The 25,130-nt window shown below is 63.3% G+C and carries 29 protein-coding genes; 18 read left to right on the top strand and 11 right to left on the bottom strand.

Translation table 11 applies throughout. From position 1 onward, the window contains the following. Positions 1-24: 24 nt before the first annotated feature. Positions 25-471 (bottom strand): YcgN family cysteine cluster protein, encoded by a 447-nt coding sequence (locus IHE39_RS25590; RefSeq protein ID WP_184767841.1) that lies wholly within the window; start codon positions 469-471, stop codon positions 25-27. A 202-nt stretch (positions 472-673) separates the two neighbouring features. Between IHE39_RS25590 and IHE39_RS25595 the strand changes: the two genes are divergently transcribed. From IHE39_RS25595 to IHE39_RS25615, 5 genes are all read left to right on the top strand, one after another. After that, complete coding sequence (locus IHE39_RS25595; protein ID WP_192568477.1) at positions 674-2,764, top strand: OmpA family protein; 2,091 nt, start codon at positions 674-676, stop codon at positions 2,762-2,764. A gap of 329 nt (positions 2,765-3,093) precedes the next feature. Continuing rightward, positions 3,094-3,630, top strand: coding sequence for a TIGR00645 family protein (locus tag IHE39_RS25600; RefSeq protein WP_184767001.1), 537 nt, complete (start codon positions 3,094-3,096; stop codon positions 3,628-3,630). 103 nt (positions 3,631-3,733) lie between these two features. After that, positions 3,734-4,006 (top strand): hypothetical protein, encoded by a 273-nt coding sequence (locus IHE39_RS25605; protein ID WP_192568478.1) that lies wholly within the window; start codon positions 3,734-3,736, stop codon positions 4,004-4,006. Between the two features lie 197 nt (positions 4,007-4,203). Beyond that, positions 4,204-4,632 carry a PACE efflux transporter gene (locus IHE39_RS25610; protein ID WP_184766999.1) on the top strand — a complete coding sequence of 143 codons (429 nt, stop codon included), beginning with the start codon at positions 4,204-4,206 and terminating at the stop codon, positions 4,630-4,632. Positions 4,633-4,827: 195 nt separating this feature from the next. Next, positions 4,828-5,352, top strand: coding sequence for a hypothetical protein (locus IHE39_RS25615; RefSeq protein WP_312880704.1), 525 nt, complete (start codon positions 4,828-4,830; stop codon positions 5,350-5,352). Between the two features lie 72 nt (positions 5,353-5,424). Here IHE39_RS25615 and IHE39_RS25620 read toward each other — a convergent pair whose 3' ends face one another. Further along, positions 5,425-5,850, bottom strand: coding sequence for a VOC family protein (locus IHE39_RS25620; RefSeq protein ID WP_192568479.1), 426 nt, complete (start codon positions 5,848-5,850; stop codon positions 5,425-5,427). A gap of 69 nt (positions 5,851-5,919) precedes the next feature. Between IHE39_RS25620 and IHE39_RS25625 the strand changes: the two genes are divergently transcribed. Further along, positions 5,920-6,528, top strand: a complete 609-nt coding sequence (locus IHE39_RS25625) for a TetR/AcrR family transcriptional regulator (RefSeq protein WP_192568480.1) — start codon at positions 5,920-5,922, stop codon at positions 6,526-6,528. Between the two features lie 345 nt (positions 6,529-6,873). Then, the gene (locus IHE39_RS25630) at positions 6,874-9,360 is read left to right on the top strand and encodes a PIG-L family deacetylase (RefSeq protein ID WP_192568481.1); all 2,487 of its coding nucleotides are present in this window, start codon (positions 6,874-6,876) and stop codon (positions 9,358-9,360) included. Between the two features lie 60 nt (positions 9,361-9,420). Here IHE39_RS25630 and IHE39_RS25635 read toward each other — a convergent pair whose 3' ends face one another. Further along, on the bottom strand, positions 9,421-9,879 hold the full coding sequence (locus IHE39_RS25635; protein WP_192568482.1) for an Lrp/AsnC family transcriptional regulator: 459 nt from the start codon (positions 9,877-9,879) through the stop codon (positions 9,421-9,423). 171 nt (positions 9,880-10,050) lie between these two features. Between IHE39_RS25635 and IHE39_RS25640 the strand changes: the two genes are divergently transcribed. From IHE39_RS25640 to IHE39_RS25660, 5 genes are all read left to right on the top strand, one after another. After that, positions 10,051-10,791, top strand: coding sequence for an AzlC family ABC transporter permease (locus tag IHE39_RS25640; protein ID WP_184766994.1), 741 nt, complete (start codon positions 10,051-10,053; stop codon positions 10,789-10,791). Then, positions 10,788-11,087: an AzlD family protein gene (locus IHE39_RS25645; protein WP_184766993.1), complete on the top strand. Its 300-nt coding sequence runs from the start codon at positions 10,788-10,790 to the stop codon at positions 11,085-11,087. Before IHE39_RS25640 ends, IHE39_RS25645 begins: the two co-directional genes overlap by 4 nt. Before the next feature lie 145 nt (positions 11,088-11,232). Then, positions 11,233-12,855: an ABC-F family ATP-binding cassette domain-containing protein gene (locus IHE39_RS25650; protein ID WP_184766992.1), complete on the top strand. Its 1,623-nt coding sequence runs from the start codon at positions 11,233-11,235 to the stop codon at positions 12,853-12,855. 113 nt (positions 12,856-12,968) lie between these two features. Next, the gene (locus tag IHE39_RS25655) at positions 12,969-13,559 is read left to right on the top strand and encodes a VOC family protein (RefSeq protein WP_192568483.1); all 591 of its coding nucleotides are present in this window, start codon (positions 12,969-12,971) and stop codon (positions 13,557-13,559) included. Between the two features lie 17 nt (positions 13,560-13,576). Further along, complete coding sequence (locus IHE39_RS25660) at positions 13,577-14,266, top strand: glutathione S-transferase family protein (RefSeq protein ID WP_184766990.1); 690 nt, start codon at positions 13,577-13,579, stop codon at positions 14,264-14,266. 74 nt (positions 14,267-14,340) lie between these two features. On the opposite strand, the gene IHE39_RS25665 is transcribed toward IHE39_RS25660, so the two are convergent. The 4 genes from IHE39_RS25665 to IHE39_RS25680 all read right to left on the bottom strand — a co-directional run bounded on the left by IHE39_RS25665 (position 14,341) and on the right by IHE39_RS25680 (position 16,921). Then, the gene (locus IHE39_RS25665) at positions 14,341-15,042 is read right to left on the bottom strand and encodes an outer membrane protein (protein ID WP_192568484.1); all 702 of its coding nucleotides are present in this window, start codon (positions 15,040-15,042) and stop codon (positions 14,341-14,343) included. 161 nt (positions 15,043-15,203) lie between these two features. After that, positions 15,204-15,494 carry an HlyU family transcriptional regulator gene (locus tag IHE39_RS25670; protein ID WP_184766988.1) on the bottom strand — a complete coding sequence of 97 codons (291 nt, stop codon included), beginning with the start codon at positions 15,492-15,494 and terminating at the stop codon, positions 15,204-15,206. Positions 15,495-15,607: 113 nt separating this feature from the next. Next, positions 15,608-15,901, bottom strand: coding sequence for a GYD domain-containing protein (locus IHE39_RS25675; RefSeq protein ID WP_184766987.1), 294 nt, complete (start codon positions 15,899-15,901; stop codon positions 15,608-15,610). A gap of 129 nt (positions 15,902-16,030) precedes the next feature. After that, positions 16,031-16,921, bottom strand: a complete 891-nt coding sequence (locus IHE39_RS25680) for a helix-turn-helix transcriptional regulator (protein ID WP_184766986.1) — start codon at positions 16,919-16,921, stop codon at positions 16,031-16,033. Positions 16,922-17,077: 156 nt separating this feature from the next. Here IHE39_RS25680 and IHE39_RS25685 point away from each other — a divergent pair, with 156 nt between their 5' ends. Continuing rightward, positions 17,078-17,908 (top strand): N-acyl homoserine lactonase family protein, encoded by an 831-nt coding sequence (locus IHE39_RS25685; RefSeq protein ID WP_184766985.1) that lies wholly within the window; start codon positions 17,078-17,080, stop codon positions 17,906-17,908. Positions 17,909-17,930: 22 nt separating this feature from the next. Here IHE39_RS25685 and IHE39_RS25690 read toward each other — a convergent pair whose 3' ends face one another. Together IHE39_RS25690 and IHE39_RS25695 are read right to left on the bottom strand one after the other, a co-directional pair. After that, positions 17,931-18,407, bottom strand: a complete 477-nt coding sequence (locus tag IHE39_RS25690) for a GNAT family N-acetyltransferase (protein WP_192568485.1) — start codon at positions 18,405-18,407, stop codon at positions 17,931-17,933. Between the two features lie 84 nt (positions 18,408-18,491). Continuing rightward, positions 18,492-19,103 (bottom strand): LysE family transporter, encoded by a 612-nt coding sequence (locus IHE39_RS25695; protein ID WP_192568486.1) that lies wholly within the window; start codon positions 19,101-19,103, stop codon positions 18,492-18,494. Positions 19,104-19,338: 235 nt separating this feature from the next. Here IHE39_RS25695 and IHE39_RS25700 point away from each other — a divergent pair, with 235 nt between their 5' ends. Both IHE39_RS25700 and IHE39_RS25705 read left to right on the top strand, forming a co-directional pair. After that, positions 19,339-19,608: a DUF2798 domain-containing protein gene (locus tag IHE39_RS25700; RefSeq protein WP_184766982.1), complete on the top strand. Its 270-nt coding sequence runs from the start codon at positions 19,339-19,341 to the stop codon at positions 19,606-19,608. A 299-nt stretch (positions 19,609-19,907) separates the two neighbouring features. Next, positions 19,908-22,076, top strand: coding sequence for a right-handed parallel beta-helix repeat-containing protein (locus tag IHE39_RS25705; RefSeq protein WP_192568487.1), 2,169 nt, complete (start codon positions 19,908-19,910; stop codon positions 22,074-22,076). Between the two features lie 43 nt (positions 22,077-22,119). Here the strand turns inward: IHE39_RS25705 and IHE39_RS25710 are convergent, their stop codons facing one another. Further along, positions 22,120-22,737, bottom strand: a complete 618-nt coding sequence (locus tag IHE39_RS25710; RefSeq protein ID WP_192568488.1) for a TetR/AcrR family transcriptional regulator — start codon at positions 22,735-22,737, stop codon at positions 22,120-22,122. Between the two features lie 143 nt (positions 22,738-22,880). Here IHE39_RS25710 and IHE39_RS25715 point away from each other — a divergent pair, with 143 nt between their 5' ends. From IHE39_RS25715 to IHE39_RS25725, 3 genes are all read left to right on the top strand, one after another. Then, complete coding sequence (locus IHE39_RS25715; RefSeq protein WP_192568489.1) at positions 22,881-23,579, top strand: PspA/IM30 family protein; 699 nt, start codon at positions 22,881-22,883, stop codon at positions 23,577-23,579. Positions 23,580-23,619: 40 nt separating this feature from the next. Then, positions 23,620-23,880: a YiaA/YiaB family inner membrane protein gene (locus tag IHE39_RS25720; protein WP_192568490.1), complete on the top strand. Its 261-nt coding sequence runs from the start codon at positions 23,620-23,622 to the stop codon at positions 23,878-23,880. Between the two features lie 171 nt (positions 23,881-24,051). Next, the gene (locus IHE39_RS25725; protein WP_192568491.1) at positions 24,052-25,002 is read left to right on the top strand and encodes a DUF1353 domain-containing protein; all 951 of its coding nucleotides are present in this window, start codon (positions 24,052-24,054) and stop codon (positions 25,000-25,002) included. Here the strand turns inward: IHE39_RS25725 and IHE39_RS31185 are convergent. Next, positions 24,999-25,130 (bottom strand): integrase core domain-containing protein (locus IHE39_RS31185; protein WP_192568492.1); only part of this gene is annotated, 132 nt, incomplete at its 5' end. The genes IHE39_RS25725 and IHE39_RS31185 overlap by 4 nt on opposite strands.

The raw sequence follows: 25,130 nt of genomic DNA on the forward strand, positions 1-25,130 counted from the left end.
GCAAATTCAACGGAATCGGCACGCCTACGGCTCTTCTTCGAGCATGTGGTCGAAATAGTCTTCCGGCTCGGCCAGATCGTCCTCGGAGGCCGTCAGCTTGCCCCGCACCGAAATACCGGCATCGTGCACCGTATCAGGGCTGCCCGAGACAAGGTGGTGCCACCAGTAAAGGTCATGGCCCTCGCCGACCAGGCGATAGGCGCAGGTGCTGGGAAGCCAGGAAATCGTGCGCACGTTCTGAGGCGTCAGCCCGACGCAGTCCGGCACGCGCTTGAGGCGATTGGCATAGTCGGCGCAGCGGCACGTCTCGCCGTCGAACAGCCGGCAGCCGACGCTGGTCCAGTAGATTTCGCCAGTGTCTTCGTCCTCAAGCTTGGACAGGCAGCATTTGCCGCAGCCGTCGCAAAGCTGCTCCCACTGGGTCGGGCTCATCGCCTCCAGCGGCGTCGTTTTCCAATAGGCATCGTCCATGTCAGGCATTTGGCCCCGATGCAAAGGTACGTCAAGCCACGGTTCGCATTCATCGCCAGTTCAGCGAAACCACGATATTGCCATGTTGATGTCGGGCAATCGCCCCGATGCGATGCGACTGCCACGTCAAGCGGAACCATTGACGGTTCCATCTGTTTGGGCCGGGACGGGACCAAAGTTCACTTCGAGGAGATTTCCAACGATGAAACGCCAACCACGGATTCTCGCAGGCACGGCAATCGGCCTGTTCATGGCATCCGCGCCGTTGGGCGCCATGCCGCTGCCGAACGGCCCACTGGCCGACGCAGCCACATCGCTGCCGCTGATCCGCGTCCAGTCGGACTGCCAGGAAGGCGAATCGGCCGAAGCCTGTGCCGCGCGCCAGAGTGGCGGCCAGCAGGCCCCCGCGCCCGAGCCGCAGCCTGAACCAGCCCCCGAGCCGGAGCCGGCACCGCAGCCTGAGCCCCAGCCAGAACCTCAGCCGCAGGCCGAACAGCCGGCACCGCAGGCCGAAGAACCCGCACCCGAGCCACGCAGCAAGAAGCGCGAGGCACCGGCGGAAGAGCCTGCGCCCGAGCAGAAAGTCACACCCCAGGCAGAGCCCGAGCCGCAGGCCGAACCCGCGCCGCAGGTGGAAGAGCCAGCCCCCAAACGCAAGAAGCGCGAGCCCGCCGCCGAGCAGCCGCAGGAACAGCCGGCCGCCGAGCCGGAGGCAGCGCCGCAGCCCGAACCGCAGGCCGAGGAGCCCGCAGCCAAGCCGAAGGAACAGGCGCCAGCCGCCGAGCAACCCGCCCAGACGCCCGAGGTCGCACCTCAGCCCGAGGCCCAGCCCGAGCAGAAGCCGCAGGCCGAACAGCCTGCCGAGCAGCCGGCGGAGAATCCTGCCGAGCCGACACCGGAGCAGACACCTGCCCCAACGCCCGCGCCGGAAACACCCGCATCTTCAGGCGAAGCTCCGGCCCAGGGCGAACAGCCTGCGGCAGAGCAGCCGCAGCAGCCAGCAACGGGCGAGCAACCAGCTAGCGGTGAACAGCCGGCGACAGGCGAACAGCCGGCAACGGGTGAGCAGCCGCAACAGCCTGCCCAGCAGGGCGAAGCGCCTGCAAACCAGCCGCCGGTGAACCCGAATGAGGCACCGCTCCTCGACAGCCAGAAGGAAACGCCGCCCGCCCAGGCTGGTGGCCAGCAGCCTGATGTCGAAGGCCAGCCCGCGCAGGAGGGTCAGCCCGCACAGCCGGCGCCTGAAGGCCAGACTGGTGAACAGACCACCCAGCCGGTACCGGTGCCTGTCGATCCGGGCCCGCCCCCGGTCGACGACAAGACGGCCACCGAAGCAGCCCAGCCTGTCGATATCCAGGCTGTGACAGCGGAGAAGGGTACCCGCATCGAGCAGATGCCCGAGGTCGACCTGCGGCGCAGGCCGCGCCCCGAGGGCACCGAAGTCGTGCGTGAGATCGGCGACCGCATCATCATCCAGATCAACAACCAGATCATCGTCGAGAGCAACGACCGGCCTCGCATCACGCGCGACGCTCAGGAGGTCTATTACGAAGAACTGCCGCGCGGCCGCACCCGCGAGGTGATCATTCGTAAGAATGGCAACCAGATCATCACCATCCGCAACCGCTACGGTGACATCGTGCAGCGCTCGCGCATCACGCCCGATGGCCGCGAGTACGTGCTGAGCTATGTCGACGACCAGTATTACGAGGGTATGGACCAGTGGCGCGATCCAGGCCTCGACCTGCCACCGCTGCAGCTCCACATTCCGCGCAACGAGTACATTCTCGACGCGCAATATGTCGAGGATGACGACGCCTATTACGACTTCCTCGAGCGTCCGCCGGTGGAACGCGTCAAGCGGCTCTATTCGGTCGACGAGGTCAAGCGTTCGGCCCGTGTCCGCGACATCGCGCGGCGCGTCGATCTCGATACGTTGAGCTTCGAGTTCGGCTCGGCCTCGATCCCCGAGAGCGAGATTTCCAAGCTTGAGGGCGTCGCCAATGCGATGGAGAAGCTGCTCAAGAAGAACCCGGCGGAAACCTTCCTCATCGAGGGTCACACCGACGCCGTCGGTTCCGATGTCGCCAACCTGGCGCTTTCGGATCGCCGCGCCGAGGCCGTGGCCGATGCGCTGACCAATGTCTTCGGCATCGCGCCGGAGAACCTGTCGACCCAGGGCTACGGCGAGCGCTACCTCAAGGTGAAGTCTGAGAAGCAGGAGCGCGAAAACCGCCGCGTTGCCATCCGCCGCATCACGCCGCTGGTGGCCCCGATCGCCAGCGCCAACTAGCGCCGGGCTATAGCAAACAGACCCGATCCGCCCCGTGGGCGGGTCGGGTTTTCCGTGTCCCGGACCATCGACAACAGCCATCGCCGACACCCGCCCGGACACGGTATCGACCGGTAACAATCACGCGATCACCCGGCTTTTGCCATTGTATCGCTGGATTTTGATGCCACTTTGTGGGTGACGTGGTTCCCTGCCCCGTCCCATCTCCGGCGTTTCAGGAGATCAGGCCCGGCCGAATCCCCCCTCCAGCGGCCGGGCCTTGTTTTATCCCCAAAGCTGTTGCATTCGTCGGCACCGCCAATTTCCAATCGCCAATTTTCGGACGTCTCATGAAACGCCTCGAACACGCCGTCGAATCCATCATTCTCGCCTCGCGCTGGCTGCTCGTGGTGTTTTACCTCGGCCTCGCCGTAGCACTCGGCGTCTACGCGATATCCTTCGCCAAGAAGCTCTACGAGTTCGTCATGAAGGTGATGGTGCTCGACGACACCGACACCATCCTCAAGGTGCTCGGCCTGATCGACGCAGCCCTTGTCGCCTCGCTGGTGGTGATGGTCATCATCTCCGGCTACGAGAATTTCGTCAGCCGCTTCGACAACCATGATGGCGAGGTCCACTGGCTCGGCACCATCGACATCAGTTCGCTCAAGATCAAGGTCGCCTCCACGATCGTCGCGATCTCGTCGATCCACCTGCTCCAGGTCTTCCTCAACCATCAGCAATACACCTCTGAACAGCTGATGTGGCTGACCATCATCCACCTGACTTTCGTCGTGTCGGCGATGCTGCTCGCTTACATCGACCGCCTGACGGGCCTGTCGAAGGGCGACAAGAAGGCCGCCGCCGAGGACGGTCCCAGCCTCTAGAACGGATCGTCTGGCCGGACTCATTTTCTCAACCGCGCCTGATAACCCGCTGGATTGACTACGCTTCGGCTGGAGTACCGTCGATTGACAACGACGGACGGAGGTGCTGCACAAGCACCTCCGTTTTTCATTTGCGCGGGAGGCTCCGCTGCGTTTGTTGGGATATGCATTGTTGGTCCTGGGAATCGTGGTCTGCGCCGCGACCTTTGGCGGTTGGGTCTGGCTGAACGCCTATGGCTGCGGCACCGGCTGCAATGATTTCCGCCTGCGCTGGGAAGACAGCGAGGCGTTGGCCGTATTCATCCCACCCTTCATTGCCGGTTCAGTGCTAACACTCGCCGGCGCCGGAACGATCCTTTTCAATCGCAGGAAGTAGCCGGACAACACTGGCTCACGCAGGAAGGCAGTTGCAAGCCTGCCACTGTCTCCCGCCGTGCCTGGCACCGTTGAACAGCCTGACATGGCAGTATTGAACAGCCCGCCACGCTTCACTAATCTTGCCTTGGAAGCGAGGACCATCTCCCCCATCTGGGACGCTTTTTCGGAACGGGCCGAAATCCCCAGGGGTTGCAGATGCGCACTACTCTCGATCGTGTCCGTCATGCCATAAGTTTCGAGCTGATCGGGCTGGCGCTCGTCACCCCGCTCGGCGCCTGGGCCTTCGATATGCCGATGGGCGACATCGGCGTCGTCGCCATCGTCAGCGCGACGATTGCCACGATCTGGAACTACCTGTTCAATCTCGGCTTCGACCACCTGCTTGTAGCCATCAAAGGCAGCGTCAAGAAATCGCTTAAGGTGCGTGTCGCTCACGCCGTCCTGTTCGAGGTCGGGCTTCTCGCCGTCCTGATGCCGTTCATCGCTTGGTATCTCGGCATAAGCCTTCTCCAGGCGCTGCTGATGGACGCGTCCTTTGCCCTGTTCTACATGGTCTACGCATTCGTCTTCAACTGGGCCTACGACCGCGTCTACCCAGTAGAGGAGCGTCCGGCCAAGGCTTAGCTTGACAACGCTCAGGTCAGCCGAAGCTGGGTCGACGAGCGACAGATCCGATTTGTCGCCCCAGAGCCCATTTGCTTGCCCCACGGGCGCCTTGTCTGACCGGACCAGAAGCCTTTCTTCAAGACGCCGCATTCATCTTGCGTTCAAGCCAAGCCCGCTAAAGTTGAGACCTCCAACGATTCGAGGACATCTATCGTGTCAATCGCCCAAACCCTTGCGAAGCGGACCGCCTTCGCATCGATCTGCATCGCCGGACTGGCGGCAACCGTGTCCGCCTTCACCCCGACCCCCGCAGAGGCTCAACGGCTGATCCGTTGCGCATCGGAAGGCGGCACCTGCCGCCTGCCTTATCCGGCCGAGGTCGTCTACGGCGCGCAAGGCAGGACGACCTCGCGCTTCATCGACGCGCCTGCGGTCCGCTGCTCGAACCGCAGCTTCGGCGACCCCGCGCCGGGCATGCGCAAGGAATGCTACATCGTCGAGCGCGGCCGCCGCGGCCGCGATCATGGCGATGGCGGCTACGGCGAACCACGCCGCAAACGCTGGGTGGCCTGCGCCAACGAGAACGAGTATTGCGAGTTCTACGGCCGCAAGCGGGTCCGCTACGGCACGATGAGCCAGTTCGAGGAAGGCGTCTTCCGCGACGGCGTCGATTGCGACAACGAAAATTTCGGCGATCCGGCGCCGGGTGTCCGCAAGCGCTGCTACATCCAGGATTAGGCCTGCCTGCAAGGCGTTGCACTGGTGGAATTTCAACGGAGGCGCCTCGTGGCGCCTCCGTTTTCGTTTGTATCAGGCGTCAACCTTATCCGGCACATACATCGCCAGGAACTCGGGGCTCGGCGGGATCGGCGTGATGACGTCGATCAGCACGCCATTGGGATCCCTGGTGATGAAGTGGCGCTGCCCGAAGGGCTCGTCGCGCAACGAACGCAGGATCGGCAGCCCTTCCGCGACGAGCCTTGCATGCACGGCATCGACATCCTTGACCTCGAAATTGATCAGCAGGCCGGCGACCCGCCCGCGTCCCTCCTCGGGGATCGTCTCGTGGTCGCCCTGGACGATGGCGAGATCGACGCGCCTGTCTTCCGTCGACCGCAGATGGACATACCAGCCGGCGTCAAACTCAGACGCGAAGCAGAAGTGCTTGATGTAGAAAGCGGCGGTGCCGGCGACATCGCCGGTCATCAGCACGGGATAGTAGCTCGTCGTTTTCATGGCTTTCCTTCTCTCCTCAATCAACATACAGTCTGCATGTAAATGTGAACTAACATACAGGCTGCATGTATGCAAGTGAAAAGCGAACGCCGCTCCAACCGCGACCGAACCGAAGCAACGCGCGGGGATCTCATCGCCGCAGCACGAAAACTGTTCACCGAAAAATCCTATGCCGAAACCGGCACGCCCGAGATCGTGGCGGCGGCGGGCGTCACGCGCGGCGCGCTCTATCATCACTTCACCGACAAGCAGGCGCTGTTTGAGGCGGTGGCCGAGCAGGAGGCAAACGCTGTCGCCGAAGAGGTCGAACGCGCGGCACCCACCGCACTTGGCGCCCGAGAAGCGCTTCTCGTCGGCACCGAAGCCTATCTCCGGGCGATGCAGGCACCGGGGCGGACGCGGCTATTGCTGCTTGACGGCCCGGCGGTTCTTGGCCGTCCCGGCATGGACGCCATCGACGACCGTCACGGCAACCGCACGCTGCGCGAGGGCCTCGCAGCGACCATGCGCGCCGGCGCGATGCGCAAGCTACCGCTCGCAGCCCTCACCAGCCTGCTCGCCGCCACCTTCGACCGCGCCGCACTGGCGATCGATGCCGGCGCGCCATTTGCCGACCAGGTCGCGGTCATCTCGGCCCTGATCGACGGGCTGATGGTCGAACCGAACGGCAACGCCTGACCCGACCGCGTTCTCGCTACCGGATCGCTGTCGTCGCCCGCAGCGTTGATCCAGTTGCTGCTCGTTGACGGGCCAGACCGGCCGCGCGACTGCGCGCCGAAGCCAATCCCACCCTGCACCGCCCCGGCGAAAGCCATATGGACACCGGCCCGACGGGCGTTGCCAACGGCCAGGGCCGCCACAACTTCACCTCTTCAAACAGCATTCGCTCAATTACATAAACTTACTTGAGTTATTTTATCACGCTGGCCATAGTCTGCATGGCTGGCCCCATTGGCCAGCGGAGGCGCCCACGGGAGGGAGCTGCCACCTCTAGGCGCCGCCTGATTACGAGAGGAGATTTCCATGTCCACGATGACCCGGCGATTGTTCATCGCCTCGCTGCCGCCTGCCCTGCTGGCCATGCGCACTGCCGCGCATGCCGCGCCCGCCACCGACCTCGAGCTGATCGCCCGGCAGAAGCTGGAGCCGGCAATCGTGACCCTGCACCGCCGCCTCGAGCGACTGACCTCGACGCTCACCTTCATGACGACAGGCGCCCATCCGGACGACGAGCCGAGCGGCCTGCTTGCCGCCCTGCGCCACGTCTACGGCATCCGCCCGGTGCTCTACTGCATCACCCGTGGCGAAGGCGGCCAGAACAACATCGGTGCCGAGCGCGGCTCGGTGCTCGGCGTGCTGCGCACCCGCGAGATGCAGGAAGCCTCACGCTCGCTCGACGCCTCACTCGCCTTCGGCGGCCGTGGCCATTCCGATTCGGTGCACGATTTCGGCTTCTCCAAGGACCCCAACGCCACCATCGATCGCTGGGGACGCAACCGTGTCGTCGAGCGCATGACCTGGGCTTTCCGCCAGTACAAGCCCGACATCGTCATGAACTGCTTCCTCGACGTGGCCGGTCAGCACGGCCAGCACCGCGCCGCAGTGGTTGCCACCTTCGTCACCGCTGACATCTCGGGCGACGCCAAGGAGTATCCGGACCAGATCGCCTCCGGCCTCGACCCGTGGAACGTGCCGAAGATCTATTCGCCGGCCTATGGCGGCGGCGGTGGCGTCTATGACGACGAAACACCTCCACCCCCGACTACGCTGACGGTTACCGCGCCCGAACGCGATAAGATCTCCGGCGCCACCTTCCCGCAGATGGGCGAGTGGTCGCGCTCTTGCCATCTGACCCAGGGCATGGGCAAGTGGCGCGAGGAGCCGCAGACCGAGTGGCAGCTGCATCTCGCCCGCGTCGCCAAGGGCGAGCCGGCCAAGAGCGAAAGCGACATCCGCGAGGGCCTGATCGCCACCGTCGGCGACATCGCCAAGCTCGACGGCATGCCCGCATCTTCGGCCGACGCGCTGCGCAACGCGCAGGGCCTGATCGACGAGGCCATCGCCGACTATGGCGACCCGATAGTCGTGGTGAACAAGGCGGTTGAAATCGCCAAGGCCATCGCCGAAGCCCGCAAGCAGCTGCCACAAGAGCTGCGCGCCCAGGTCGCCCACCGCCTTGAACGCAAGACGCGCGAAATCGACCTGGTTCTGGCAACCGCTGCCGGCATGCATATCAGGGCCTTCACCGACGGCGAAGACCTCAAGCCGGGCGACAACATCACCATCAAGACCTTGGTCGAAGCGCCTGAAAACGTTGTCATTGAATCGGCCGAAATCATCGCCCGCAAGGGCCTGACATCAAGCAACGACCAGCTCTCGGTGGCGGCGGACGCCGAGCTCACCAACCCGCTGACCGAGCAGTTCGACCCGCTCGGCGGCAATGGCGATGCCTTCGTGCGCCTGACCGCCAAGATCGGCGGCCATTCGGCGGTGCTCGACGTCGATCTCGAAGACGCGCTCAGGGTCGTGCCCGCGGCATCGCTCGAGCTCAAGCCGGACGCGGTGGTGTTCAACACCGCTGCCGACCTTGCCCCCGTGGCGATGACGGCGACGGTCGCCAACGCCAAGGTCGGCGACCTCAAATTCGATCTGCCCGAGGGCTGGGCGCTGAACCCGTCTGGCGAAGCACCTGATATGTCAGGCACCTTCGACCTGCAGCCACCGGCAAAGCCAGGAGAAACGCGCTTTGCCATCGAGCCGCAGCTGCTCGGCAAGGACGCCTACGCCATCAACACCTTCACCTACCCGCATATCGGCCGCTCCGTCGTGCCGACCAGGGTCTCGGTTCCGGTGCAGACGGTGGGCGCCGAGCTGACCGGGCTGAAGGTTGGCTATATCAGCGGCGGCAACGACAAGGTCGGGCTGTGGATGAAGCGGCTTGGCATCGACGTCATCGAGCTCAGCCCCGCCGACGTCGAACAGGGTGGCTATCGCGACCTCAAGACCATCGTCGTCGGCATCTTCGCCTTCGGCAAGCGCAAGGACCTCGCCAAGGCCGTGCCCGAACTGCACAAATGGGTGCAGGATGGCGGCCATCTGGTCACACTCTACCATCGCCCGAGCGACGGCTGGGATGCCGAGAAGGTGCCGCCGCTGTTTCTCAAGATCGGCTCGCCCTCTATCCGCTACCGTGTCACCGACGCCGCTTCGGAGGTCGATATCCTCGAGCCGGAACACCCGCTGCTCAACAAGCCCAACAAGATCGGGCCGGACGACTGGGCCAACTGGGACAAGGAGCGCGGGCTCTACTTCGCCTCGGAATGGGACAAGGCCTACAAGCCGCTGCTGGCAATGAGCGACAAGGGCGAAGACAAGCTGCAAGGCTCACTGTTGTCTGCCGAGATCGGCAAGGGCCGCCACACCCATACCAGCCTGGTGCTGCACCATCAGCTCGACAAGCTGGTGCCCGGTGCTTTCCGCCTGCTGGCCAATCTGGTCCAGCCGGCCTGACCCGAGCGAAAGGCCCCGGCGACAGCCGGGGCTTTTTTCCCCTGCAGCCGCCTGCCCCTGCTACAGCGGCATCTCTGACGTCTGCTTGATCGTCTGGCTCGGCACGTCGGTCTTGACGTTCTGCACACCCTTGATGCGACTGAGATGTTCGGACTGGAACCGCCGGTAGGCGTCGATATTGGCCGCCACGACCCGCACCATGGCATCGCAGTCACCCAGCATCAGGTAGCACTCCAGCACCTCCGGCAACTTCGCCACCTCCGCTGCGAAATGCTCGATCGTGTCCTCGTCCTGCGCTTTCAGCCAGATGCGGGTGAAGAAGGTCTGTCCCTTGCCGATCTTGGCTGGATTGAGCATCGCGACGTAGCGGTCGATGACGCCGGCCTCCTCCAGCAGCTTGACGCGCCGCAGGCAGGGTGACGGCGTCAGCCCGACTTCCCGGGCCAGATCGTTATTGGCCATCCGGCCGTCGCGCTGCAACGCGCGCAGGATGCGCTTGTCGATGTCATCGAGCTTCATGGCTCAGGATTCCAATATTACGATCACCTACCGCATCAGATGCCATACCGGTGCCAAACTCAACAATCTTCGCAAGCAAATTGCGCCGAAGTTGGACTAAGTTGCGGTTCGACACCATCAGTTCGAGCCATTTGGGAAAGCGCGCGCCGCAAGGCGCGCGGGGATGAATTCATGAGCATTTCACAAGCCACATTGTCCGACCGGACAGAAGGCGGCATCGGTTCCGAGTTCTGGCGCGGCATGCGCTCATGCACGCCGGTGCTGCTCGGCATCGTGCCTTATGCCCTGGTGCTCGGCGCCCAGGCAGCACAGAAGGGGCTGAGCCCGGTCGAGGTGCCGTTGATGACCGGCCTGAACTTCGCCGGCGGCTCGGAATTTGCCGCGATCCAGCTTTGGACCTCGCCGCCGCATGTGCTGCTCATCGTTGCCATCACCTTCCTGGTCAACAGCCGTCACCTTTTGATGGGCGCGGCCCTGGCGCCATTCCTGCGCCACCTGCCCAGGCGCAAGGTGTTTCCGGCCCTGTTTCTGATGTGCGACGAGAGCTGGGCGCTCGGCCTTGCCGACGCCAGAAAACGTGCGGCGGCAGGTATCGGCCCGGCCTTCAGCCTGCCCTACTACGCCGGCGCCTCGATCCCCTTCTACCTCGCCTGGGTCGTCTTCACCGGCCTTGGCGCAGCACTCGGCCCCGTGCTTGGCGACGTCGAGGCCTATGGCTTCGACATGGCGTTTCCGGCCGTATTCCTGGTGCTGCTCGCCGGCATGTGGAAAGGCGTCGCCGCCGCAAGGCCGTGGTTGGTCAGCCTCGTGGTTGCAGCACTCGTCTATCTCCTCGTCCCCGGCGCCTGGTATGTCGCTGCCGGCGCGTTGTCCGGGCTTGTCGCGGCCTATTTCCTGGCAGGTGATGCATGATCGACCCGGTCAACCTTCTTGCCATCGTCCTGATGGCTTCGGTCACCTACCTCACCCGCATTGGCGGCTACGTCATATTGCGCAACCGCACGCTCAGCCCGCGCGCCACCGCCGTCATGGAAGCGGCACCCGGATGCGTACTGATCTCGGTCATCGCGCCCGATTTCGTCTCCGACAATCCGGCCGACCTTGCGGCACTCGCGATCACCGTGCTGGCGGCGACACGGCTGTCGATGCTGCCCACCGTCATCGTCGCCATCGCGTCCGCTGGCGTGCTGCGCCACCTGATCGGCTAGGAAGGCGGATTTTATCTTTGCTCCGTCGGTGCCTGTGACATCGGCGGCCCTTGCGCGCCAAGGCTCCGGATGCTTTACGGGCGATCTCTTTACGGGCGCAACCGATGACGTGGTGACCCGACAAATCCTCTGGGTCCTACAAAACATGATTCGTCTCGAAAACATCGGCAAGCAGAACGGCAAGCAGCTCGTCTTTATCGAGGCTTCGGCAGCCCTGCAGAAGGGCGAGAAGGTCGGCCTGGTCGGCCCCAATGGCGCCGGCAAGACGACCCTGTTCCGCATGATCACCGGACAGGAACAACCCGACGAGGGCCAAGTCTCGGTCGATCGCGGCGTCACCATTGGCTACTTCAGCCAGGACGTCGGCGACATGGCGGGCCGCAGCCCGGTCACCGAGGTGATGGACGGTGCCGGCCCGATCAGCGAACTGCTCGCCGAGATGCGTGAACTGGAAGCGGCGATGGTCGACCCCGACCGCGCCGACGAGATGGACCAGGTCATCGAACGCTACGGCGAGGTGCAGGGCCGCTTCGAGGAGCTCGACGGCTATTCGCTCGATGGCCGCGCCCGCGAGGTTCTCGACGGTCTCGGCTTCTCCCAGGAGATGATGGACGGCGACGTCGGCGCCCTTTCCGGCGGCTGGAAGATGCGCGTCGCGCTTGCCAAGATCCTGCTGATGCGCCCCGACGCGCTTTTGCTCGACGAACCGAGCAACCATCTCGATCTCGAAAGCCTGATCTGGCTCGAGGCCTTCCTCAAGAACTATGACGGCGCGCTTTTGATGACCTCGCACGACCGCGAATTCATGAACCGCATCGTCAACAAGGTCGTCGAAATCGACGGCGGTTCGCTGACTGCCTATTCCGGCAATTACGAGTTCTACCAGCAGCAGCGCCTGCTCGCCGACAAGCAGCAGCAGGCCCAGTTCGAACGCCAGCAGGCGATGCTGGCCAAGGAAATCGCCTTCATCGAGCGCTTCAAGGCGCGTGCCTCGCACGCCGCCCAGGTCCAGAGCCGGGTCAAGAAGCTCGACAAGATCGACAAGGTCGAGCCGCCGAAGCGCCGCCAGACGGTGTCGTTCGAGTTCCAGCCGGCGCCGCGCTCGGGCGAAGACGTGGTCACGCTCAAGAACGTGCACAAAAGCTACGGCTCAAAGACCATCTATGAAGGCCTCGACTTCCAGGTTCGCCGCAGGGAACGCTGGTGCATCATGGGCATCAATGGCGCCGGCAAGTCGACGCTGCTGAAGCTTGTCGCTGGCGCCTCGAATCCTGACAACGGCACGGTCGCGCGCGGGCCGAGCGTCAAGATGGGCTATTTCGCCCAGCACGCCATGGACCTGCTCGACGGCGACCGCACCGTGTTCCAGCAGCTCGAAGACTCCTTCCCGCAGGCCGGCCAGGCGCCGCTGCGCGCCCTCGCCGGCTGCTTCGGCTTCTCCGGCGACGAGATCGAGAAGAAGTGCCGCGTGCTGTCGGGCGGCGAAAAGGCCCGCCTCGTCATGGCGATCATGCTATTTGATCCACCCAACCTTTTGGTGCTCGACGAGCCGACCAACCACCTTGATATCACCACCAAGGAAATGCTCATCACCGCGCTGTCGCAGTATGAGGGCACTATGCTGTTCGTCTCGCACGACCGCCACTTCCTCGCGGCCCTTTCCAACCGGGTGCTGGAACTGACCCCCGACGGCATCCACACCTATGGCGGCGGCTACACCGAGTATGTCGAGCGCACCGGCCAAGAAGCCCCCGGCCTCCGCAGCTGACCAGCTACCTGCCATCAGGGCATCGGACCGGCGCGCCGCCGGTCCGGGCAATCCTCTCGATCTATTGCTTGTGACCGGGCTTGTGCGACACTGCTGCCAACGGAGGATGGCACATGCGAAAACTCCAGGCACAAGGCGTACACCACATCACCCTTGTCGGTGCTGATCGGAACAGCTCGATCGACTTCTGGGAAGGCCTGCTCGGCATGCCTTTCATCTTTGAGCAGCCCAATCTCGACAAGGCCAGCGAGAGCCATCTCTATTTCGACCCCGGCGACGGCCGCCTCATCACAATCTTCACCGACGAGAACCGCAAGCCCGACCCGAAGCGGACGCCGACCGACATCGGCTGCGTGCATCACATTGCCTTCGCAGTCTCCAGAGTGACATTCCTGCAGGCCGTCGAACGCCTCGACGAGCGCGCCATCAAGCACAGCGGCGTCAAGGATCGCGGCTTCATGGATTCGGTCTATTTCGAAGACCCGCTCGGTCTTCTGATCGAACTCGCCTCTTACCGGTTCGAGCCGCCGGTGGGCCACACCCATGCCGATGTGCTGATGGAGGCTCACAAGGTCAGGGTCGCGCGCGGCGACTACAACATCGCCGAAGTCCATCTGGCCGACGCCATCGAGGCGCTCACCGAGCGCAGCCGGGCGACCTTGTCGGCCGGGCGCGAGCCCAAGGACCCTTATCGCAACAACTGAAGCTGGGAGAAGCTGACATGGCCGACATCAAGCTCAACGTCATCAAGCCGAGCGTCAACAATATGAGCGCGCGCGTGTTCCTGCGTGCCTCGGGTCTCGGCTTCACCGAAAACGACGTCTACGGACAGACCCGGACGCCAGAATATCTCGCGGCATGCCCGGCCCATCTCACGCCGATGATCGAAACCTCCGAATTGCCCAACGGCGTTTTGTGGGAGAGCTGCGCCATCATGCAGTATCTGTCCAACAAGCACGGGCTGGAAAACCTCTACCCAAGGGATCCCGAACGGCGCGCGATGATCGACAGCGCCATGTTCTATCTCATTGGCACCTTCTATCCGTATCTGGCGCGCGCCACCTACCCGGCCCTCAACTTCCCGCAATATCCGGGTGAAGTCGGCCACAGCGACGCCGATGCGCCGACCAAGGAAAAGGCGCGCCAGGCGGCTGTCGAAGCTCTCGCCGAGCCGCTCGACGTGTTCCGCTCCTTTTACATCAAAGAGAAGCCCTTCATCGGCGGCGACAGGCCTTCCATCGCCGACATCCGGCTTGCCGCGACCCTGGAGTTCCTCGCCGTCATCGACTATCCGCTGCCGGGCTGGGCAAAGGCCTATGTCGCGGCGATGGAGAAATCGCTGGGCGATGCCTACACCGAACCTGCCAACGACGTGCGTGGCTACATCGGCTATGTCAGGTCGCTTGGATAGTCTTGGCAGCAGCCCACCGCGAACAAAAAAACCCCGGCGCGAAGCCGGGGGTTTGATGGCAAAGCAATGCCACCTCAGAACTTGTAGTTCAGGCCGATCTTGATCGCGTGCACGTCGAAATCGCCTTCGTAGGTGCGGAAGGCCACGGGATCGTTCACGGCAACATCGCCTGAGAAGCGATAGAACTGATACTCGCCCTTCACCGACCATTTGTCGTTCAGGGCATGCTCGACGCCGCCGCCGATCGTCCAGCCCGTCAGCGTCTCGGATCCGCGTGCGTTGAAAGTATTGGGATCGTCGAAATCGTTGATTTCGAGCCGGGTGAAGCCAATGCCAGCCTTGGCATAGAACAAGGTGCGGTCCAGCGCATAACCGGCCCGACCGGTGATGCTTGCCAGGTAGGTGTACTCACTGTCCGTCCGGCCATCGGCGTCCAACCCATCGGGGAACGTATTAATTCTGGAGCTTCCATCTGCCCAGGAATAAGACAGATCGCCCTCGATACCGAGGACCAACGACCCCCACTGATGGTTGTAACCGACCTGCGCCCCCAACAGCCCACCCTGGGCCTCGGGATAAGCCGTCTCGTACTGCCCGACGCCAGGTTCCGGATAAGCACCATCACCACTGCCCCAGGAATAGCCGCCATGAACGCCAGCGTAAAAGCCTGTCCAAGTGTAAGGCGCAACCACCGGGTCGGACGCCACAGCGTCAGCAGCCATGCCGGCGCTGGTTGCGGCGAGGAGAATGGTCGATGCGAGAAGAACGGATTTCATGAGCGTCCCCAGAATCGGATGTGAACACCCTAGGGTTTCATGAAAATGATGCGCAAGGCAGGATCGTGATTACCTAGCGTGCATTGCGACAGCAAGTTGCATTAGGGCAACATGATGGACCGACATCGAGGCGAACGAAACCTGGTTGAAGACACCCGGCCTCAGCCGAACATGCGCTCGCCCTGCTCGTCGACGAGCTGGCGTCCCTTGGTCAGCGACACTTCCACGGCATCATCGAGGGCTGCGAAACGGTCGGCACGAATGAACTTGTGTTCCTTGACGATGCCATCGACATCCTTGGAAACGATGCCGCAAGTCTGGAACTGGCCGCCTTCCTTGTAGGGCATCGCCTTGATCGCAAAGCCCTTGTATTCGATCTCCTTGGCGACCGCCGCAGCCTGCGTCTCTGCCGCTGCGCCGCCACCGCCAAATAGCCTCTTCAGAAACGACATCCTGGTTCTTCCCGTTGTTTTTCCGAAGCTTAGACGGTCATCTTGATTCAGTCGAGGCGTTTCGGCCCGGCGTGGCCACGGCGCGGGCGACATGCCTGCGCCGTGGCAGGCGCTTAGCCCATCGAGGCGATGATCTCGCGATAGGCGAGTTCGGGGAAGGCTTTCAGCGTGCGTGTCCTGATGTTGCCGGACTGTCCCAAGATCAGCGCGAAGCGCGCCACAACGGCGTCATCGGGCGCTTCGGCCACCGCCACCATGTCGTACTCGCCCATTGTCAGGTAGAACTGCTTGAACGAGCCGCCCATGTCGCCGAGCAGCTTCTTGGCCGCATCGAGCCGCTTGGGCGATGAACGCACGTCGCGCACGCCCTGGTCGGTCCAGTTGATCAGCATGATGTATGTCGTCACGGCACACCTCCCTCCGGTGCCACGGAGCACGGCAGCCAAGCCGGGGCGGGCATCCGGGTCATCGCCCTCAAATGCATCCACGCAGAGAAGTATCCTCCCCTGCCGGTCTTCCGGCAAGGCTGGCCGTGATCAGCCCGGCAGCGCTGTCTGGCGCAGCCGAATTTCGGCGGGCGAAGCGCCATACACCGCCTGGAAGCGGCGGGCGAAATGCGACCTCGAGGCATAACCGGCGGCGTTGGCGGCATCGGTGATATTGCCTTCGCCGCGCACCAGCATCTCATGCGCCAGTTGCATCCTGGCCGACGCCTGGACGCCGCGCAGCGACGTGCCTGCCTCGACGAGCTTGCGCCGCAGCGTCGAGGCGCCGACCCCGAGTTCGCGCCCGATCTCCTCGGCCGTCCAGCGCTTCGCCGGCGCGCGCGCCACCAGCCAGGCCGCTCGCTCGGCCAGCGACTGCGCAAACAGCGGCTGCGCCACCGGCATCTTCCTCAGCAGGATGAGCACCTCGGCGAGGCGATGGCCGGCAAGTGCTGCGGCATGATCGGAACCACTGAGCGAGATTGCGGCATGACCGAGCGCATCGACGAGTTCCTGAGACAGCGGCACGCGCAGGTCGAAGCCGGCAACCGGACGGGCACCCGGCATCTCCTGCACCCATTTCGGCACCTGGGTAATCTCGACCAGCAGCGACTCGTAGAGGCCGCTCGCCTCCGAGGGAATGTTGACAGCGTCGAACGCAGTGCCGGCGGGCAGCACGAACACGTCGCCGGCGACGAAGCGCTGGCCGGCATCGCCGAGCCAGAACTCCTTTTCGCCGCTGAGCACGATGCCGATCCTCGGCATTTCCGAAACCACGCTGACGAGGCGCTCGCGCTCGATGCAGCAATAGCTGAACAGCTGGCGGGCGAATGTGTGCAGGCCGGGGCCCCGCGCCGTGCGGCTCGACATCGCCAGCGGTCGCAGCAATTGCAGCAGGCGTCGCGACAATGTGCTGTGGGCGTCTTCGACAGGTTTGAGCATGCCGGCACTGTAGCGCCTGCCAAGGCGCTGTCGACTTCAGTTTGAGCGTTTCGGGCACATATGGCGCCAGTTCCGGGCACGCCTGCCTGACTTCAGCGGACCATTTTGGCGCAGCACCGGCAACCGACGCCATCGCCGCATTCAAGGAGATCCGACATGACCCCAAGACAATATCTGCTCGCCGCCATGCTGGCGCTGCCGGCATTCGGTGCCGCACAGGCCGCCGACACCGAACTTTGGCGCCTCGATTGCGGGTCGATCAAGATCAGCGATCTCTCCGCCTTCTCCGACACCTTGCGCTATCAGGGCGAAGAACGGACGCTCACCAATAGCTGCTATCTGATCCGCCACGACGCATCCTACATGCTGTGGGACACCGGCCTGCCGGCAGCGCTCCTCGGGGCATCGCAGGATGGCGGCGGCATGAAGCCGAGTCTCGCCACGACGATCAAGGACCAGCTGTCTAAGATCGGCGTCGCTGCGGAGAACATCGAAACCGTTGGCCTCAGCCACAACCACTTCGACCATGTCGGCCAAGCCACCGATTTCCCGCAAGCCAAGCTGCTGATTGGCAAGGCCGACCTCGAAGGCTTTCGGGCCGAGCCGCCGGCCTTCGCCGTAGACCCGGCACTGGTCAAGCCATGGCTCGACGGCAAAGCCGAGGTCGAAGCCGTCGAAGGCGACAAGGATGTGTTCGGCGACGGCTCGGTGGTCATGCTGTCGACGCCTGGCCACACCGATGGCAGCCATTCGCTGCTGGTCAGGCTCGCCGGCAAGGGGCCCGTGCTGTTGAGCGGCGACACCGTGCATTTTGAAGAGCAGTTCGCCAATAGCGGTGTGCCGCCGTTCAACGTCGACCGGGCGCAGTCGCTGGCGTCGATGGACAGGCTTCAGGACATGGCCAAGGCGCTGAACGCCACACTCGTCGTCCAGCACGATGCCAACGACATCGCCAAGCTGCCCGCCTTTCCGGCCAGCGCGAAATAGGCAGCACTGCTTCCGGATCAGGTCAAACTGCCGTGGCCACGTCGCCGAGGTGCTTTTCCATGAACACGCTGAGCGGGTCCTCGCGATAACAGCCGAAGGGCCCGCGGCGAACGAAGCCCTTGCGTTCGTAGAGCGCCAAAGCCTCGTGGTTGTCGATGCCGGTTTCCAGTCGCAGCAGCGAATGGCCGGCATCGAGCGCCCTTGCCTCGAGGTCGGCGAGAACGGCCGTTGAAATGCCCTTGCCCCTGGCATCGGGCACCACCCACATACGCTTCAGCTCGGCAAAATCGCCCGCCAGCGCGATGGCTCCCGTGGCGAGTGCTGCGCCATGCCCGTCGCGGGCAACGACGAAGCGGACATTCGGCCCGCGCAGCGCATCAAGCGGCAGGAAATGATTGCTTTCCGCCGGGTACAGCGACGCACCATAGGCATCGCCCGCTTCCAAAAGCGCAATCACGTCAGGTCTGGCGGGGTCTTCCAGGGCAATGCGGAATTGCATATCGTCAGGCTCGGCTCAAAATTTCATCGAGCCTGACTTAAGCGCAGCCGCGACGGCCGGGCAACCCGGCCGACAGGGCCAATCTCAGCGTTCCGTCAAGGCCAGCTTGGCGCCGAGCATGACGAAGGCCGCGGCAAAGGTGCGCCGCATCCAGGTCATGACGCGCGGACTGCCCGTCACCTTGTCACGTACGGCGGCAGCGCACAGACCATAGATGGCGAAGATGAAGAAGGTCGCCAGCATGAACACACCAGACAGTTCCAGCATGCGTCCGAGCACATTCGCCTCGTTCGGTGCGATGAACTGCGGCAGGAAGGCGACGAAGAAGATCGACAGTTTCGGATTGAGCACGTTGATCAGGATGCCGTCGACAAGCACCTGCCAGGCGCTGCGCGGATCGGCATTGGCCTCGACCTTGAGCGCACCGTGCTCGCGCAGGCTCTGCCAGGCCATGTAGAGCAGATAGACGACGCCGGCATATTTGACGATCTCGAAAAGCAGCGCGCTGGTGTGCAGCAGCGCGGCAAGGCCGGTCAGCGCGGCGATCAGGTGCGGCACGATTCCGAGCGTGCAGGCAAAGGCAGCAAGCACGCTCGCCTTGCCGCCGCGCGACAGCCCCGCCGCCAGCGTGTAGACGACACCCGTGCCGGGCGATGCGACGATGATCAACGTGGTCAGCAGGAATTCGATCGACACTGGGGTCCTCCCTCAAGGTGAGGCGACCATAGTGCAAGACGACATCAGGCAAAAGCCACCCGAAAAGCTATAGCTGACGCCGTTGCATTCTGTTGCCGGCAAAGCTATCTAAGCCGCGCTGCCTTCACGGCATGCCGTAAGCGTCTCACGTCAAGCAACGCATTCAACCGGTCGCCACCGGGAGGAATGCCATGACTTGCACCCTAGTGATCGACCGCTTCCAAAGTGTGATCTTATGAGTTTACGTTCCAATCCCCGTTCGCGCGGCAAGCTGCCCGCGCGCTACGCTGCCATCGTCATGCCGCTGGTCCTGTCGGTGCTGATGTCGTCGGTGGTCTCGGCGATCTCGACACTGAAAAGCCTGGGCCCAACGCCTGACTTCCTGTCGACCTGGCCCGCCGCCTGGGCGCTGTCCTGGCTGGTGGCCTTCCCGACGCTGCTGCTGGTCCTGCCGCTGGTCAGGCGGATCGTTGCGCTTGTCGTTGCCACGCCTCCGGCCAACTAGCCGTGAAGCACACCGGGCGGCACGACAGCTGCCCGGTGCCTGGCTCAACAGAAAGCCAATTTGCCGAAGCGCGTGGCGACGACGGCTCGAACTTTGCAACGGCAGCAAACTGCCCCAGCGTCCGCCGCCGATTCTAACATATGCATCTCTCGCAAGGTCTAATTTAGACCCAACGCACTGAAACAAATGGCGAAATGTCGTCCACAGGCAGCGCCGCGCAATCCATGGATTAATCTGGACTCTTTCATTCAACTATCATAGCTCACCGACGATCAATCGGAAATTTGAAGTACCCCATCATGAAGTTCCCAAGCCTGTTTGTTGTGGCGCTGGCCTCCGGCACCGCCCTCTCCTCCCACGTCTTCGCGCAAGCGCAGCAGCCCATTCTCGAACTTGAAGGCAACCTCGCCTACGGCCAGGGAACCGGCGGGCTCGGCATCTTCATGCCGTTCCTGCTCGACAGCGGCAACGGCGTCTTCTTCGATGCCCGCGGCCACTTCGTCGAAGGCTCGGTACGACAAGCCTCGTTCGGCATGGGCTACCGCCACCGCATCGAAAACGGCTGGCTGCTTGGCGGCTATGGCTATCTCGACGTCTTCAACAGCGAACACGGCAACACCTTCAACCAGCTGTCCTTCGGCATCGAAGCGCTCGGCCCGGTCTATGAAGGACGCGCCAACCTCTATCTGCCGCTCAGCGACGACAAGGTCGCCGCCAGCCTGAGCCACGCCTTCGTCTCCGGCAGCGAGCTCAAGTTCCAGGCCGGCCGCGAATTCGCCCGCACCGGCGCCGACGCCGAAGCCGGCATGCGCCTGCCCGTCTTCCCCGAAGGCATGAACGCCGAGATGAAGGTCTTTGGCGGTGCCTACTGGTATGACGGCGCACGCGGCCTCGACGACACCCTTGGCGTCAAGGCACGCACCGAAGTCAGCTTCTCCGGCCTGCCCGGCGTCTCCGGTTCGACACTGGCGCTCGGCGCCTCGGTCTCCTACGACAACGAAGACCGCACCGAATTCGGAGTCACCGCGCGCCTGCGCGTACCGCTTGGCGGCTCGAGCCGCACCGGCAAGGCGGCCTTCGACCCGATGTTCCAGCACGTCGAGCGTTCGGATTTCATACGCACCTATGCCGACAGGGACGGCGTCATCGAGGCCGCCGAATTCGTCCATGGCGGCCAGGCCGTCGGCAAGGTCGTCTCGATCTCGTCGGCAACTGGCGACGCGGCCGCCATCAACGCGGCACTCACCACCGCCGGCACCAACGCGCTGGTGCTGGCCAATGGCGGCATTTCGCTTGGCCAGACTCTGCAGCTCGGTGCTGGCCAGCATCTGCTTGGTGGCGGCGGATCGATCGCCGTGCGTGGCGCCAACAGCCGCATCCAGGCGGCGTTCCGCGCCGACGGTCAGGCAGCGAACTTGACAGGCACCAACACGGCAGCCAACGTCGTCACCATGGGCATCGGCAGCGAAGTCGCAGGCCTTGCGATATCAGGCGGCCTTGCCGCGATCGCCAGCAACGGCGCCTCTAACCTTTCGATCAGTGACGTCGACATCTCCAATACCGCGGGCGACGGCATCCGCCTCGACAACGTGATGGGCGCCACGATTTCAGGCGCCAACATTAACGACCTCTACATCTGCAGCAGCAACACCAATTGCGAGTTCGCGGTTGGCAGGCCGAACCGCGCGCCGCATGCCGCCATCGCCGCGCTCGGCACCAGGGGGCTGACAGTCCGCGACACGGTGATCGACAGCGTCACCTACGGCATCTTTGCAGGCAGCCGCATCGACCAGAGCGACTGGCCTGAGTTGATCACCCACGCTGCGACGGACATCGTCATCGACAACGTCAAGATCAGCAAGTCACGCCGCGAAGGCATCCTGCTCGTCGCCGCCAACGATGTGACCATGAACAAGGTCACCATCGACAATTCCGAACAGGGCCTGGACATGGATCTGGTGGTGCTCCAAGGCACCTCTGATGTCACCATCACCGACATGACACTCAAGGGCGGCATCAACGGCCTGATGCTCGTCACCGCCTCAACCCTGCCTGAGGATGCCGTGACGACCAACGTCAATGTTCGCGGGCTCACCATCGACGGCACCCGCAACGCCGGCATCTTCCTCAACCCGGTCTCGGGCATCAGCTTCAAGGATGTCACCATCTCCAATGCCGGCAGCTATGGCGCCTACATCTATGGCAGCGAGTGGGACTTCCTTGGCGGCCCGGTCAAGAACATAGACTTCGGCAACATGCGCGTCGAAGGCGCCAGCAAGGCGGGTCTTTACTTCTCCGGCCCTGCCGAAAACATCCGCGGCGATATCACCGTCGTCGGCACGCCGCTCAACTGCCTTGCCGATCAGGGCGCATGGTCGGGCACCTCGCTGACCCAGACGGACGGCTCGGTGCTCAAGCTCAACGGCACGGCGCTTGAAGCGAGCAAGCTGAAGACCACTTGCAAGTGACCCGTTCGATCCGCGCGGCATCAGTCGCGCGGGTCTCCTCCCGTCAGGCGCTTGTCTGCTGTCTGAGGCCAGCGACGAAGGTCGTCACCAGAAGCGTGATCTGCTCCGACACGTCGCCTCGCCTGCCCTCGATGTCCTCGGTCGCATAACCGACCGTCACGATACCATGCACACTGGACCACAAGGCATGGGCGGCCGTTCCCCTCCGCCGCGGATCGGTTATCAGGCCGCTCTTTTCCAGGATATCGGCAATGAGCAGGAAGGTGCTGGACAGCCGCTCCTCATAGGCCTTGCTATAGTCGGAGGGCGGCCCGGCAAGACCTGTCGCCAGAAGCGACTGCCAGCTTCCGGGATTGTCGCCGACGAAACGCTGATAGACCCCCGCCAGCGCCAGCAGCAGCCGGACCGGATCCGTCACGCCCTTGCGCTCCAGGTCTCCAAGCACCTGTTGGCCGGCCGCCTCCAGTTTTTCCAGCAGCCTGGTGTTGACCGCCCGCAGGATGCCGTTCAGGTCGCCGAACAGATTGTAGATCGAGCCGACCGCAATCCCCGCCTCGCTGGCGATCGTGCGCGCCTGCAGCTTGGCGGCCCCTCCCTGGTTGAGCAGCCGCTCGGCGATGCCGAGCACCCGTTCCATCGTCTCATCGCGATCCAGCGCCATTTGTCTCCTGCCTGTCTCCTGGGCCCGCCATTGCCATTCAGATAGCACGACCGAGCCAAAATGAACATTGTTCAAAATACCACTTGAACACTGTTCATTTTGTGGTAGCCTTCAAATATGAACAATGTTCATAAGAGGGAAACATGATACGGAATGTCTTCAAGTCGTTGCTGGCGGTGGCGGGAGCCAAGGCTGAAACCGGTCTTGAGAATCGCTTTGCCATCGACCTGATCGAACAGCACATCAGGAATGCCCAGTCCGGCCTGACCGCCGCCAAGCATACCTTGGCGACCATCGTCATCAGGCACCGGAGCGAACAGGCAGCACTCTCGCGCCTTGTCCAGCGCCTCAGTGACCTCGAACAGCGGACCGCCAGCGCCCTTCACGCCGGAGCCAGCGAGCTGGCGCATGACGGCGCAACCGTCATTGCCGAACTGGAGAACGAACGCGCCGTTCGCCAAGCAACACTGGCAGCCATTGAACAGCGGATCACCCGCATGCGGCTTTCGATCGAAAAGGCCCATGCCAAGATCGTCGACCTCAACCAGGGCCTGATCTCGGCAAGGGCGCTCGACGCGGAGCATCGCGCCCAGCGCGGCCTCAACCGCTCGCTCGGCGGCTCCACCGGCTTCAAGAAGGCGGAGGCTCTCATCGCCCGCATCCACGACCGCAGCGACCCGCTCAAGGAAGCCTTCGTCATCGACGCCATCGACGACGAACTGAGCGGCGATGCGGTCCGGGCAAGACTGGCAAACGCCGGCCACGGCCGGCCGGTCAGGGTCGACGCCGCCCAGGTCCTTCAGCGTCTCGCAGTCAATACCGGAATCCCGTCATCCAATTGATCCCGAACTCTCGTCAACCAATTGATCTCAGGAGGAAATCATGAGCCCGAACCAGACCTACATCCTGTTCAACGCCGCTTCCGTCGTTGTCGCCTACTTCATGCTCGCGCTGTCCCTGTGGCTGGCACCGGTCGACCTCTCCACCAAGGGCTATTGGGGCATGGGCGTGCTGCTGCTCACCGGCGCCCTCGTCAATCTGGTCAAGTACCGCATGGACGACCGCCTGGCCGCCGAACTGACCGCGAAGATCGAAAAGGCCCGCAACGAAAAGCTGCTCAGCGAGTATGTCGGCAAGGAATGATCGACGTTGCGTCCCGCGCGGCGAAAGTCGCGCGGGCCTAGTTTTTTTTACCCTTTCCGGGCAGGGAATTCCGATCTGCCCCGCCTGCTCCATCAGTAGAAGCCAAACATCTGGTGCAAGATCGAACCACATGCAATTATACTAATGTAAATCGGATGGTCGGGGGCGATCATGAAACCGCTTGCTGTAGCGCTTGTCCTTTGCCTCGTCGGAACTGTTGCCGGCGCCCAGACGAGCTTTGGTGAATTCGAAGGGGCACCCAGTGGCGAACTTCTTGACGGGCCAACCGGCAAGCTGTTTCGCCTGAGCCGCGATTTCGTCTATCGCGACCCGAGCGGACTGGTCTGGACGGCTCCCGCGGGCGAAGTCGTTGACGGCGCAAGCATACCCAAGCCCTTCCGTGTTCTGGTCGGCTATCCGTTCAGCGGCAAGTATCTCAACGCCGCGATCATCCACGACTACTATTGCTGCGCCAAGAACCGTGAGTACCACACGACCCACCATGCCTTTTGGCTCGGAATGAGGGCGGCAGGCGTGGAGCAAGACGTGGCCGACACCATGTGGGCGGCCGTTCGCATGTTCGGCCCGGACATCTGGAGCGTCGACCCAGCAGGCAGCCCGCCGGTTCCATGCAGAAGCGATCCACGCGAATTCGCCGGCGTATACGAGCAATCGTCGCCGGAGACCAAAGCCAAGGCAGTCGCCAAATTCACAGCGATCGCCCGAACCTTGAACACCACCAGGGGACGCGTGCTCGACGTCGTCGACGGCGCGCTGCTCGCTCCCCGGACACCGGAAGCCGAAGCGCATCTGGAGTTTCTCAACAAAGCCATCGCCTCCGGCTTCGATGTCCCGCCCGAAAAGATCGGGCTCATCTCGGGGATTACCCAAGCGGAAATTGAAGCCGCGCGCTCGCCAGACTGGGCCATCTCGCCATGGGTAAAGGGCCAGATACCGGAAATTGATGCGTTCATGTCGGAGCAATCCCTGAGATATCCAATGCCCAGGTTCGTCGAGGGCCAGATCTTCGCGCCCTATGTCTCGAACGGTCTGGCTGGATATCAAGTCAAGAATTTCCCGGTCGAATTCCTCACCAACGGGACGCTGGACAAGCGGATCTAGGTGTCGTTTCCAAGAAGGTTGTTCAGTCTTTGGAACGGGCTGATGCCGCCGAGTGCAGAGTGTGGGCGCGTTAGGTTGTAGTTTGCTGCCCAGTGGTGAATGGCTTTGGCGCGTTCGTTCGATGAGGC

The sequence above is a fragment of the Aminobacter carboxidus genome (genome assembly GCF_014863355.1).
GTDB lineage: Bacteria > Pseudomonadota > Alphaproteobacteria > Rhizobiales > Rhizobiaceae > Aminobacter > Aminobacter carboxidus.

Excerpts from the sequence above, each read along its gene's own strand:
- IHE39_RS25590 (WP_184767841.1), bottom strand. The coding sequence starts at position 471 with ATGGACGATGCCTATTGGAAAACGACGCCGCTGGAGGCGATGAGCCCG.
- IHE39_RS25595 (WP_192568477.1), top strand. The coding sequence starts at position 674 with ATGAAACGCCAACCACGGATTCTCGCAGGCACGGCAATCGGCCTGTTC.
- IHE39_RS25600 (WP_184767001.1), top strand. The coding sequence starts at position 3,094 with ATGAAACGCCTCGAACACGCCGTCGAATCCATCATTCTCGCCTCGCGC.
- IHE39_RS25610 (WP_184766999.1), top strand. The coding sequence starts at position 4,204 with ATGCGCACTACTCTCGATCGTGTCCGTCATGCCATAAGTTTCGAGCTG.
- IHE39_RS25620 (WP_192568479.1), bottom strand. The coding sequence starts at position 5,850 with ATGAAAACGACGAGCTACTATCCCGTGCTGATGACCGGCGATGTCGCC.
- IHE39_RS25625 (WP_192568480.1), top strand. The coding sequence starts at position 5,920 with ATGCAAGTGAAAAGCGAACGCCGCTCCAACCGCGACCGAACCGAAGCA.
- IHE39_RS25630 (WP_192568481.1), top strand. The coding sequence starts at position 6,874 with ATGTCCACGATGACCCGGCGATTGTTCATCGCCTCGCTGCCGCCTGCC.
- IHE39_RS25635 (WP_192568482.1), bottom strand. The coding sequence starts at position 9,879 with ATGAAGCTCGATGACATCGACAAGCGCATCCTGCGCGCGTTGCAGCGC.
- IHE39_RS25640 (WP_184766994.1), top strand. The coding sequence starts at position 10,051 with ATGAGCATTTCACAAGCCACATTGTCCGACCGGACAGAAGGCGGCATC.
- IHE39_RS25645 (WP_184766993.1), top strand. The coding sequence starts at position 10,788 with ATGATCGACCCGGTCAACCTTCTTGCCATCGTCCTGATGGCTTCGGTC.
- IHE39_RS25650 (WP_184766992.1), top strand. The coding sequence starts at position 11,233 with ATGATTCGTCTCGAAAACATCGGCAAGCAGAACGGCAAGCAGCTCGTC.
- IHE39_RS25655 (WP_192568483.1), top strand. The coding sequence starts at position 12,969 with ATGCGAAAACTCCAGGCACAAGGCGTACACCACATCACCCTTGTCGGT.
- IHE39_RS25660 (WP_184766990.1), top strand. The coding sequence starts at position 13,577 with ATGGCCGACATCAAGCTCAACGTCATCAAGCCGAGCGTCAACAATATG.
- IHE39_RS25665 (WP_192568484.1), bottom strand. The coding sequence starts at position 15,042 with ATGAAATCCGTTCTTCTCGCATCGACCATTCTCCTCGCCGCAACCAGC.
- IHE39_RS25670 (WP_184766988.1), bottom strand. The coding sequence starts at position 15,494 with ATGTCGTTTCTGAAGAGGCTATTTGGCGGTGGCGGCGCAGCGGCAGAG.
- IHE39_RS25680 (WP_184766986.1), bottom strand. The coding sequence starts at position 16,921 with ATGCTCAAACCTGTCGAAGACGCCCACAGCACATTGTCGCGACGCCTG.
- IHE39_RS25685 (WP_184766985.1), top strand. The coding sequence starts at position 17,078 with ATGACCCCAAGACAATATCTGCTCGCCGCCATGCTGGCGCTGCCGGCA.
- IHE39_RS25690 (WP_192568485.1), bottom strand. The coding sequence starts at position 18,407 with ATGCAATTCCGCATTGCCCTGGAAGACCCCGCCAGACCTGACGTGATT.
- IHE39_RS25700 (WP_184766982.1), top strand. The coding sequence starts at position 19,339 with ATGAGTTTACGTTCCAATCCCCGTTCGCGCGGCAAGCTGCCCGCGCGC.
- IHE39_RS25705 (WP_192568487.1), top strand. The coding sequence starts at position 19,908 with ATGAAGTTCCCAAGCCTGTTTGTTGTGGCGCTGGCCTCCGGCACCGCC.
- IHE39_RS25710 (WP_192568488.1), bottom strand. The coding sequence starts at position 22,737 with ATGGCGCTGGATCGCGATGAGACGATGGAACGGGTGCTCGGCATCGCC.
- IHE39_RS25715 (WP_192568489.1), top strand. The coding sequence starts at position 22,881 with ATGATACGGAATGTCTTCAAGTCGTTGCTGGCGGTGGCGGGAGCCAAG.
- IHE39_RS25720 (WP_192568490.1), top strand. The coding sequence starts at position 23,620 with ATGAGCCCGAACCAGACCTACATCCTGTTCAACGCCGCTTCCGTCGTT.
- IHE39_RS25725 (WP_192568491.1), top strand. The coding sequence starts at position 24,052 with ATGAAACCGCTTGCTGTAGCGCTTGTCCTTTGCCTCGTCGGAACTGTT.